Genomic DNA, 10,020 nt, shown 5'->3' with positions numbered 1-10,020 from the left:
AATGTCACCCGCTCCCGCCTCGGACGCCTCACCCGCCAGGGCTTCCTCACCCAACCCGGACGAGGCATCTACCAGAAACGGACTTAACGTCCTCTCAGTCAGGCACCTCGCCGCGCGGCCGACCCAACCTCCTGGATGAACAACGTCGGCAAGCTCCGACGCCGCACCGAACGCCGGAGATCGGCCATCGAGTTCTTCCTCACCCTGGCCAGCACCCTCATCATCGTCCGCTGCCTCATCCGACGCTCCTGGACCCTCTACCGCTGGGACACCCGCCCTCGAAGCCCCCGCATCCGATGAGCCCGACCGGAGTGGAATCACCTCGCGATCTGCCATCGATGACGGCAGATCGCGGCGCACCCTCAGGCAGCCTGCCGATCATCAGCTCTGGCTGCGAGCACTGCTGCTGCGCTGACCTGCCGGTGGCCGTCCTCGCCCCGGAACCAGATCCACGCCTGACGCTCGCGCGGGAACTTCGTGCTCACGCCGGCGAACTCCATGACGGCGACGGCATCGGACATCCGCCAGCTCCGCATGGGGCCCGATGCTTCAGCGACCTCGCTGAGGTTGTCCAGGTGCCGGGCGGTGGCGAGGCCGTGGCTGTCGAGCGGCCACGGATCCCAGGCCGAGACCTCGTCCATGATGGCGTGGGACTCGATTCGGTGGATCATGGATGCCTCCATCTCCTGGAAGACACCGTCGCCGGCGGTGTTCTCGGCTCCCACACGCCCGTCGGTGTGGACGAGGTAGCGGATCGGGTGGGCAGCGCGCGGTCCATCCCAGTCGAAGAACCAGCCCCGAACGGGATCGGGCCACACATACGACCCCAGCTCGTGGCTCCACTCAAGGCTGTACTCCGAGCGCCCGCGCTTCGCACTCGCGAGACTTGTGCGCACGGTGTAGCGCAGTCCGCCGTACCTCTGCGCGAAGCCCTCGCGCCGGATCACCAGTTCCATCGGGGCGGGGATCAGCCGACCCTTGCGGTCGCGGACCCGCAGCAGTTCCGTGGGAAGCCTGGGCTCCGTCGGTTCCTGCCGACATCCGGTGTGGTCGAGCAGACCTCGAGCACGCGGGGAGAGACTCGAGAGGTCTTCCAGGATGTGCATGTACTTCTTTTTTCAACTTGACGACTGAGGCTGCATCAGCAAACGCACAGTACCTGGACGACCCCGGCAGCGTGAAGCCCGCTCCAGGCAACAACCCCTTGAAGACCAGGCGTGGTCAGCAGTCGGGTCTCGAAGCCCCTACTGGCGGAGCCTCTTACTTGCCGCCCTCTCAAGGCCGGTGGCGGTGCCGATCCACAGCACGTCAAGGGCGTCGCCGGCTTCAGCGAGCCGCGAGCGCAGGGCGCGGACGGCGGTGAGGGCCGGGTAGGTGTGGCCGCCCGTTCCGCCACCGGGGACGATCAGCCGCAGAGGCCGAGCCAGTCGAGAGACGAGGTCGCTGGTGTCCGGGTTCTGGAGGGCCTGATCGTGGAAGCCGCGAAGCGGGGTGAGGTGGGACTTGTCCCTGGTCAGCGTGGACTCCACCACCGTGCGGGCTCACCACGACGCCGCCGGGATGCACCTCGACTCCGACACCATGGCCGCCCCGGAGAAGACTGCCGAGGAGGCGGAGAAGGCCCGGCAAAAGGGGGAGGCCTGGAGGAACAAGACGGGCGGGACGCATCAGGCGACCCGAAACGGGAAGAACGGCGACGTATCCGGCGTCGGCGCAGGCTCCGGCTGAAGGCCGCCCTGCTCGGACGCTCCAGGGGCGGGCAGACCAGCAAGGTCCATTGCGCCGGCGACCGAAAGTGCCGCCCGCTGGCTCCCATCCTGACCGGAGAGCATGGGTCCCCGGGCTCTCCTTCGCCAGCCGCCTCCGACTGAGCCCGACCGACCGGGAGCTCCTCGGTCCGATCAACTCCCAGCTCTGCGACACCCCGCAGACGGAGATCCTTCCTCTCGCCGAGCGCTCCTACCAGCTCTACCACGACGAGAAGCGCTTGAGCGGAATCGAGAGCGGAATCACCTCGTCAACGCCGGCCTGCTCGACATCACAGCGCACCTGCGCGCGCGTCCGACACCGCCGCCGCTGGCGATGTCCGAGATCGGCCCGGCACCGTGGATGCTGATCGTCGAGAATTCCGCGGCCTTCGCGAGCCTGCGCGAGATCCTGCGCGCCTGGCCGATCGGTCCCAGCCCGGCTGGCTGGCATACGGCTCCGGCGACCAGCTGGTGGCGTCGATCCCGACCGCAGCCGAGGCATTCGAAGAACGCGATCACCCGGTGACCGACATCCTCCTCTACGGCGACCTCGACATCGACGGCCTCGAATGCGGCCAGCAGACGAGCGGTAGATCCGTCGAGGTCGGGCTCCCGCCCGTCGAACTGAGCACGCCCGCGACCTGGGGATTCAGTGCTCAGACTTCGGTGGCGCAGGACATCGGCGCCGCCGTCCTGACCCGGGGCGTTGCTGCGCCCCTGTACGGCGCCCTGGTCGTCCTGCTGGCCCACGCATCCGGGCGGCGGTCCAGGCCGTGGCTCTGCCCGCCCTGGTGCCCGTCCTGGCTGCCGGTTTCCACCACACCCCCGAACACGCCAGCGGGCTCAGCCATGTCGAGCTGTTCGTCTCCCCCCCTGACCCGACGTCCACTACGCTGCGGCCAGTTCGCCTCCTGACGAACTGGCCGCGGCCATCGACATCTTCGTCTTGGCCTGCGACGAACACGACGTCAAGCCCTACCGCTGGACCTACGAGGCAGCCCGCTCAAAGCCGCATGAGCCCCCGAAGGATCAGCGCGGCGCTGCACTAGGACTGGAAGAGTACTTCCGGATCGTTCGGCGAGGGGCCGTCCAGCAGCGGACTGTGGATCCCCTTCAGCGTCTGGTCGAAGAACGCCGTCACGTACTCACGCGTGATCACGATTCCACGTTCGGGGTCGAGGGGCGGCGTCGGGAACCCGGCCTGCTTCTCGAGCAGGTCCACGTCGGTGAAGCTGGGGTGGTTGGCGCCGGTGACCGCCAGCCACTTCTTGTAGCCGCCGAGGGCGGCCCAGGCCTGCCCCCAGTTGCCGCCACCGCCGGCCGAGTCGTAGTCGGCCGCACCCAGCATGAGGAACGGCCGGTTGATCTGGCCGGGCATCGGGGCCGGGTGGAAGGTGCCGTCCATGTTCACTCCGGCCCGTACGCGCGGGTCGGCGATCATCGTCGTGGCGGCCGCCGCTCCGCCGATGGAGTGCCCGGCCATGCCGATCTCGTGCTTGTCGATGAGGTGTGCCAGGCGCCACGCGCTACTGCCGTGCGTCAACTGGTCGATCACGAAGGACACGTCCAGCGCGCGGCTGGCGGCGACGGAGTCGAAGTCGAGCGTTTCCGTGTGGTCGCAGATCGCGCACGGCGGCGTCTGGCCGTTCGCCAGCGTCTCGCCGCTGTCCTCGTAGGTGTGGCCGACGAGCGCGACGACGTAGCCGTGACTGGCCAGGTCGGTCGCGAGCGAGGTGAGCACCATGCGTGGGTCCCCGAACCCGGGTGAGAGGACCACCAGCGGATGCTTGCCCCTCTGTGGCCGCGCGCCGTCGAAGGCGTGAGTGGTGACGCTGGAAAGGTTCTGCGGGGTGATGCCGGAGCTCGCCGGTATCTTCGCGTGCTGGATGTGTCCGGTTGCCTCGGCGAGGGTCATGTAAGGGGCCGGGGTCCCGGTCCCGGGGACGGCGGGGTAGACCATCGTGACGGTCAGTTGGCGGGGCCCGGATGACGGCACCCACGGGTCGGGACGGTTCGCGTCGGTGAGGTGGATGACGTCCTCGCCGGCGGCGTAGGGGCCGGTCGGCGCGGGGAGGGTGCCTTGGAAGGATCGTGTGGGCGCGGTGGCCGGTGCGGTGTCGAACGCGTGCGTGGCCACCGGTGTGGCCGACGGTGTGGTCGTGGCGGCGAACCCGGTGCCGGTTCCGGTGACGAGGGCGGCGAGCGCCAGCGCCGCGACGGCGCTGATACGGCGATTGCGTTTCATGGGACCGACGCTAGGTTCCGCAGCTCCGTGTCGAATCAGCCCGTGGATGCAAACGTTCCGGTGTCGTTCGTAGCCCCGGCGAGGTACCGGAGTCATCCGCCGGGAGTATGTCGTGCGGCGCCCACGCATACCGCCAGCAGCAGGGCCCCTGCCAACCGGCATTCCGTTAGGGGTTCTAAGGCCGCGGGAGAGGCCTCGGCGTCGGAGCCGTCAGGCCCTGGCTCCCCATGGAAGGCCAGCACACTTTCCCGGTGTTTCCTTATCGTGGCGGACATCAGTTTCCGGTAGCGGGCGGGGATGACTGTCGGCTGGTAGGGGCGGGCGGTATGAACCCAGGCGGGAGGACATGGGATGTCGTCGGCACGCCACACAGCGGGTGATCTAGAGGAGTACGCCTATCTCTGGGATGGGTCGGAGACTGGCTGGATCCTCTATTGGGGCAAGATCGTCGATATCCCGACGATCTTCAACAGGATCACCCGTGAAATCCTCCTTGTGGAAGACGAAGACGAATGGCGGGCGCTCGCGGAAGTGACACGGAGTCGCGGTGTCTCCGTGCTTGACGGGTTCCCGCCCGAGGAGTAAATGAACGGTTTGGGTGCCTGACGGTCAGCTTTTCGGCTGAAAGACCGGACGGGTGTTCCTGCCGGGGCTTCGGTGGCATTCCCGCCCGTTCCGGGGATGCGTGCTGCGGCTCGTGCACTGCTGTCCTCGCCCCGGTACGGGGCGGGCAGGCATGGGGAGTCCTGGCCGGGATGATGTTCGGCGTTTGGTTTTCACTGGTTCGGCGTAGCTGTTCACTGGGGTGGTCGGTGTTCTTTTCCCCTGGTCACGGGTGTTCGTGGTCGGGGATGGTGAACGGTGGAGCCGGGTGTGCGGTGTAGTGTCCCGCTGTATCGCGGTGAAGAGTTGACACCGATCGTTATCGTCAGGCCCAGGGCGTGGCTTGTGGTGGGGTGTGGCCGGAGCCTTTCAAGCCGAAGGTCCGAGTTACGCAGCGATCGAGGAGATCACCGAAGGCTTGGGCTGAGCTGATGTCAGAGGCCGGAATCATTCCCGCGTCGTCGACATCCGCCATGAAGTCGATGTCGGCCCAACCGCCACGAAACAGGATGACCGAAAGCTCTGCGTCACTGGGGCCTGTGATGAGGATGCCGATCGAGTCGGGTTCGGTGACTGAAGACCGGTCTGTTTCAAGGTGCTTCGGCCACGGTGCGACCTCGTCTCGCCAGGTCATATGTCCAACAGTCAGTCCCTGACGCTCCCAGGTTCGTCTGCGCTCGGTGACTTCGACAGCCGCGCGATCGAGATCGATGACTTGTTCCATGTGCAGATCATGACGACCGGTGAACGTATCCTCCACCCGTTTCGGCTGGTGGCGGGCGTTCACTCCTGGGTGGCGGCTGGCCCGCGGTCAGAGCTCCCGCAGGTGGGCCCTGGCGCACGGGCTGCCTCGTCCTCGCCCGCCTTCTCCCAGACCCGGGCGCAGGTTGCCAGCTGTGCCGCGGTCTGCTCGTCTCCGGCGTCGGGGCGGTGGCGCTCGATGAACGCCCGCAACCGGTGCTGCTCGTCGCCGGTGCCGGCGGTGTAGGCGAGGTGGGCGGCGGGCCGGTACACCTCGGCGCCGGCGGGCAGCTCGGGGTGGGGGAGGAGGTCGAGCGGGCCGCAGGACTCGCCGCGGGTGCGGGCGTCGGTGCCGAAGGCGGCGTGGATCCGGCCTACGTCGAGCAGGTGCTCGCGCCCGTGCCGCAGCGCCAGCTTCTCCTGGCCGGGTACCGGGGAGGTCGGGCGCAGGGCTTCGGGGAAGGTGGCGGTGACGGCGGGGCCGGCCGCGGTGTGGTGCCAGGCCTTCGCGTCACTCGGCGGTGGCGAGTTCGACCTGGTCGGGTACGGCCGTCAGATGCGCCGTCATGTGGTATCGCCGCTGCCGCTCGACCCGGCGTTCCAGCAGTTCACGGCCGTGCGTCTCGATATCGGCGGGGGCTCTCGGCACAGCAGCTTGTTCCAACCGTCCGGCGGGGCAGTGTTCATGACGCACATTCGCCCTTCAATGATGATTCGCAAGACAGCATATGCCGGTAGGAGATATATATAGGTGCATGACAGAACGCTCCCTACAAGAGCCCACGCTGCTTCTGCTGACCGCGCTGGCCGATGCCCCCAGGCACGGCTATGCCCTCATCCAGGAGATCGCCGCGATCTCCGACGGTCGGGTGAAGATGCGCACCGGCACTCTCTACGGCGCGCTGGACCGGTTGCTCGGCCAGGGCCTGATCCGGGTCGAGAGCGAGGAGATCGTCGACGGCCGGGCCCGTCGCACTTACGCCCTCAGCGACTCCGGCCGCGAGGTGCTCAGCGCCGAGGCGCAACGCCTCCGCGCCGTCGCCGGCGAGGCCCATCGCCGGCTGTCTGCCGCCCGTCCGTGGCTGAAGGGGGCCTTCGCATCATGAGCGACCGCGCTCTGATAGGGACCCTGCGCCTGTACCCGGCCAAGTACCGGCGTGAGTGGGGCGAGGAGATCACGGCAGTGTTCGCCGGCATTACGGCCGGCGCGAGCGGTTGGGCCGTCGCCCGTGAGCTGTTCGACCTGGCGGGGCACGGCGTGCGGGCTCGTCTGGGCTTAAGGTCCGGCGGCACCTTCGCACGGCTGGCGGCGATGGCCGCCCCGTTCGCGGCCGCCGCGGCGGCGGGCATCTCCCTGATGGACCTCTACCTGCTGGCACGCGACTGGCTGCGCCACGGGGATGCCGCTCTGTGGGTTCCGTCCGCCGCGCCGTTCTCTTACGCGTACTGGATCGGCCGGGGCAGCGAGGCGTTGTTCCTGGCCGTGGCGGGCGCTGCCGTGTTGGGGCGGTGGACGGTCGCGCGGCTGCTCGGACCGGTCGCCGTGCTGCTAGCGGTCGTGACCTGGCTTGTCGAGAATCTCGACTTCATGGCGCACCACCACACGGTGTGGATCAGGAGCCTGGTCGGCCTGGTCATCCAGGTCGGTCCCCAGGCGCTGTGGGTCCTGATCCTTCTCGCCGCCCCGCCGGACCTGCTGGGCCCGGCCACCTGGCGACGCGGTCTCGCCGCCCTCGCGGGTGTGCTGGTCGGCGGTGTGATGTGGGGCCACACGATCACGTATGGCCTCTTCCGATCCCTGAGCATGCTCGACGGTGTGCTCCGTCCCGCCTTGCCGGTCTGCGAGCTGGCGCTGCTCCTGGTGGCTGTGCCAGTCCTGCGGCGCGGTCGATTCGCTCCTGCGGCCGCGGCACTCGCCGGTGCCCCGATCGGCCTGGTCTCGCTGGTTGTGACCATTCACGCGCTGTGGAGCCCGTATTCCAGGGATGAGGCCATGGCTGAGCTCGGAGTGCTCGCGGCGGTTGCCGTGGTCGGGGTGGTCACCGCAATGGTGGTGGAAAGCCGCTGGGCTCCGACCGCACCTGAGCGGAGGCCGCCAACGGTCGGTTGATCGCCCCTGCCGGGCAAGGGGCGCACCTCCAGCCCCTGCGCGAGCGCGGCGGCCGGGTCGGCGCCGCGCTCGCGGAGCGCCGGTGATCACTGGGCTGGCCGATCCGAAAGACGTCGGCCCGGAGATTCGGCGTCAGCTCCCGGAGGCCCTGAGTAGAGTCGGGGCTCACCGAGATGCCCCGCCGCCACTGGCAAGGCCACCACCTCGGCGACGGGGATGGCTAGCGCGAGTACGGCGACGCCGTGCCCATCGTCGCCACCACCCTGGAGCTCCTGACCGAGCACGGCCCCCTCGCCCCCGTCTGGCGGCGCTACGGCCCCGAAGTCCGGCACTCCTTGCTGGACGCGCCGGAGAGCCCGGACACCCGCGAGGCGTACGACGAGCGCCAGAAGGCCCGGGAGAAGAAGGCCCGCCAGGCCCACCGCGAGCTGATGCGGACCCTGGCCTGCGCCGACTGCGGGAGGATGCCGAAGCGGGAGAGCAGCCGGGAGTACGGCCCCCAGGGACAGACGGAGTGGACCCGCCGCCCGGGCGGTCGATGCTGGTCCTGCCACGACAAGCACCAGCAGCGGCCGGAAGAGGAGCGAGAGGCCAAGGCCCAGGCCCAGTTGGAGGCAGCCCGCGCGGCCAACACCACGCTGCGCCCGTGCTGGACATGCCGGGGCGACTCCGCGCGTGCTCGGCATCGAAGAGTTCGCCACCAGGAAGGGCCGCCGCTACGACACCCTTCTGGTCGACTGCGAGACCACCAGCCCCTTGACCTGCTGCCCGACCGCGACGCGGACAGTGTCGCGGCATGGTTGCGCGAGCACCCCGGCGTCGAGATCGTCTGCTGCGACCGCGCACAGGTCTTCGCTGACGGCGCCCGCGCCGGCGCCCCGAACGCCCAGCACTGCGCAGACAAATGGCACGTCGGGCACAACCTCGGCGAGGCTGGTGAACGCCTCGTCTCCCGCCATCGCGCCGTGCTCCGCGACCTTGTCGGACCCACGCCTGGCCGCCTTGGTGTGCCCGCGCGGTCTTCCCGCACCGGCTGTAGCGGCTGCGCCGGGTGCGCCGCGCCGGCGCCGGTTCTGGTGGGGCGGGGGATGCGGGCGGGCATGGCGCGGGTGAGGAGGGCCTGTTCGGTGCGGGTGGCGTGGCCGGCACTGCTGCGGCGTTGGAGGTCGTCCAGTGCCTGGGCGAGATCGGCCTCGTGCTGCTCCTGACCGCTGTCGCCGCGGCGTACGGCGGGGGTGCGGATGTGGTCCCAGGTGCGGTCGTCGAAGGGCTGGTGGACGTGGTCGCGGTGGATCCAGGGGATCTCGGTCAGGTCGGCGCGGTCGGGCAGGCGGATCCAGATCTGGCGCAGGTCGTGGGGGTTGTGGTGGACCTCCCACCGGCCTGCGCGTGCGGCGACGGGGAAGGGCTGGCCGCGGTGGGGGCCGAGGTGGTCGTGGTCACAGGTGCGCTGGCCCAGGCGGATGCCGTGGTCGCTGATGGTGAGCCAGCGTACGGGCAGCAGCTCGAGGTAGTCCCGCCCGGTCAGCGGGACCGGCACGTACCCGCAGACGGCGGTCAGCGCGCCCCACATCTCGTTCGGTGTCAGCCGTGTCTTGGGCAGCACGGGGTGGCGCAGCCCGTTGTGGGGGTGGTGGTGCCAGTGGACGAGCCGTTCGTCGAGGAGGTCCTGCAGCTGGGCGACGGTGTAGCGGGCGTGTTGTTCGACGTCGCGGCCGCGCTCGAGGATGCTGGAGCCGGTGTAGCCGGGCAGGTGCTGCCACAGCAGGGTGTTGATGGAGCCGAAGGTGCGCTCCACGATGCCCTTCGCGGTCGGGGCGCCCGGGGCGGGGCGGGCTGGACGCTGATCCCCAGGCTCTGGCAGGCGGCGGTGAACGTCTCGGAGAGGTAGATCTTGCCGCGGTCGACGACGATCGTCTCCGCACCACCACCGGCCGTGCCGCAACGCCTTCGAGGCGCTCGTCGGCCGACAGCAGTTCCTCCCGGTGGGGGATGGAGGAGCGGGCGAAGCGCAGCGCGTCGGGCCAGGTGGGCCGGGCGGGGTGGGGACGGTTATCTCCGCGAGCAGCAGCGCGGCGTCGACGGTCTTGGTGCTGTGGGGGCGCAGTACGGCGGCCAGGATCGCGCGGGTGGCGACGTCGACGGCGATCGTCAGTTCGGGTTGGCCCAGGGTGGCGTCGTCGAAGACCGCGAGGACGTCGAGGCGCGTGGTGTCGATCTTCACCTGTTCGTCCGGCCGCAGCGCCACGGTCGGGGTGAACGCCCGTCCCTCCCGCGGCTCGGGGACACCGTCCCCGTGGCCGTGGATGTCCTCGCGCGGGTCGGTGAGGGCGGCGACCAGCCGGTAGAAGGTGGCCTGCGAGCACATCGCGACCGCGTCCCCGTGCCGTTGCGCCGGAATCCTGGCCTCCCCCGGCAACAGGGCCTTGACCGTGCCCTTGGAGCGCCCGCGTCGACGCCGGATCGCCTCCTTCACCGCGGCCACCACCCGCTCGTCCGTGCGTCCCGCGGGGCTCGGTGCGCGAGTGGTGTGGTGGTCGACCATGCGTCACCGGTGACGCCATTCAGCGCGC

12 protein-coding genes and 2 pseudogenes are annotated in these 10,020 nt (G+C 69.6%); 7 read left to right on the top strand and 7 right to left on the bottom strand.

Features of this window, described 5'->3' with window-relative positions; genetic code table 11:
• Nucleotides 1–126 precede the first annotated feature (126 nt).
• Nucleotides 127–300: pseudogene (locus tag ACH4J0_RS42250) on the top strand (IS5/IS1182 family transposase); the annotation flags it as partial.
• Nucleotides 301–362: 62 nt separating this feature from the next.
• On the opposite strand, the gene ACH4J0_RS42245 reads toward ACH4J0_RS42250, so the two are convergent.
• Together ACH4J0_RS42245 and ACH4J0_RS42240 are read right to left on the bottom strand one after the other, a co-directional pair.
• A complete protein-coding gene (locus ACH4J0_RS42245; RefSeq protein WP_396246508.1) occupies nt 363–1,106 on the bottom strand; it encodes a hypothetical protein in 744 nt (247 codons plus the stop codon).
• Nucleotides 1,107–1,274: 168 nt separating this feature from the next.
• Nucleotides 1,275–1,415: pseudogene (locus ACH4J0_RS42240) on the bottom strand (UDP-N-acetylglucosamine--N-acetylmuramyl-(pentapeptide) pyrophosphoryl-undecaprenol N-acetylglucosamine transferase); the annotation flags it as partial.
• A 103-nt stretch (nt 1,416–1,518) separates the two neighbouring features.
• Here ACH4J0_RS42240 and ACH4J0_RS42235 point away from each other — a divergent pair.
• On the top strand, nt 1,519–1,728 hold the full coding sequence (locus ACH4J0_RS42235; protein ID WP_396246507.1) for a hypothetical protein: 210 nt from the start codon (nt 1,519–1,521) through the stop codon (nt 1,726–1,728).
• A gap of 281 nt (nt 1,729–2,009) precedes the next feature.
• Here the strand turns inward: ACH4J0_RS42235 and ACH4J0_RS42230 are convergent, their stop codons facing one another.
• The gene (locus ACH4J0_RS42230; protein WP_396246506.1) at nt 2,010–2,498 is read right to left on the bottom strand and encodes a hypothetical protein; all 489 of its coding nucleotides are present in this window, start codon (nt 2,496–2,498) and stop codon (nt 2,010–2,012) included.
• 295 nt (nt 2,499–2,793) lie between these two features.
• Nucleotides 2,794–3,993, bottom strand: a complete 1,200-nt coding sequence (locus ACH4J0_RS42225) for an alpha/beta hydrolase family protein (RefSeq protein ID WP_396246505.1) — start codon at nt 3,991–3,993, stop codon at nt 2,794–2,796.
• Between the two features lie 351 nt (nt 3,994–4,344).
• Here ACH4J0_RS42225 and ACH4J0_RS42220 point away from each other — a divergent pair, with 351 nt between their 5' ends.
• The gene (locus ACH4J0_RS42220; protein ID WP_396246504.1) at nt 4,345–4,578 is read left to right on the top strand and encodes a hypothetical protein; all 234 of its coding nucleotides are present in this window, start codon (nt 4,345–4,347) and stop codon (nt 4,576–4,578) included.
• 343 nt (nt 4,579–4,921) lie between these two features.
• On the opposite strand, the gene ACH4J0_RS42215 is transcribed toward ACH4J0_RS42220, so the two are convergent.
• From ACH4J0_RS42215 to ACH4J0_RS42205, 3 genes are all read right to left on the bottom strand, one after another.
• Nucleotides 4,922–5,320: a hypothetical protein gene (locus tag ACH4J0_RS42215; RefSeq protein ID WP_396246503.1), complete on the bottom strand. Its 399-nt coding sequence runs from the start codon at nt 5,318–5,320 to the stop codon at nt 4,922–4,924.
• A gap of 59 nt (nt 5,321–5,379) precedes the next feature.
• Nucleotides 5,380–5,610 (bottom strand): hypothetical protein, encoded by a 231-nt coding sequence (locus ACH4J0_RS42210; protein WP_396246502.1) that lies wholly within the window; start codon nt 5,608–5,610, stop codon nt 5,380–5,382.
• 238 nt (nt 5,611–5,848) lie between these two features.
• Nucleotides 5,849–5,986 (bottom strand): hypothetical protein, encoded by a 138-nt coding sequence (locus ACH4J0_RS42205; RefSeq protein WP_396246501.1) that lies wholly within the window; start codon nt 5,984–5,986, stop codon nt 5,849–5,851.
• Nucleotides 5,987–6,092: 106 nt separating this feature from the next.
• Between ACH4J0_RS42205 and ACH4J0_RS42200 the strand changes: the two genes are divergently transcribed.
• From ACH4J0_RS42200 to ACH4J0_RS42185, 4 genes are all read left to right on the top strand, one after another.
• Entirely contained in the window at nt 6,093–6,443 is a 351-nt protein-coding gene (locus ACH4J0_RS42200; protein ID WP_396246500.1) for a PadR family transcriptional regulator, read from the top strand.
• On the top strand, nt 6,440–7,447 hold the full coding sequence (locus tag ACH4J0_RS42195; protein WP_396246499.1) for a hypothetical protein: 1,008 nt from the start codon (nt 6,440–6,442) through the stop codon (nt 7,445–7,447). The genes ACH4J0_RS42200 and ACH4J0_RS42195 overlap by 4 nt, the downstream gene beginning before the upstream one ends.
• A 431-nt stretch (nt 7,448–7,878) precedes the next feature.
• Nucleotides 7,879–8,655 carry a transposase gene (locus tag ACH4J0_RS42190; protein ID WP_396246509.1) on the top strand — a complete coding sequence of 259 codons (777 nt, stop codon included), beginning with the start codon at nt 7,879–7,881 and terminating at the stop codon, nt 8,653–8,655.
• A complete protein-coding gene (locus ACH4J0_RS42185; RefSeq protein WP_396246498.1) occupies nt 8,643–9,338 on the top strand; it encodes a hypothetical protein in 696 nt (231 codons plus the stop codon). Before ACH4J0_RS42190 ends, ACH4J0_RS42185 begins: the two co-directional genes overlap by 13 nt.
• The last annotated feature ends 682 nt before the right edge of the window (nt 9,339–10,020 follow it).

Source organism: Kitasatospora sp. NPDC017646 (assembly GCF_044329365.1).
Taxonomy (GTDB): Bacteria; Actinomycetota; Actinomycetes; order Streptomycetales; family Streptomycetaceae; genus Kitasatospora.
This window is presented reverse-complemented; position numbering and strand designations above follow the sequence as displayed.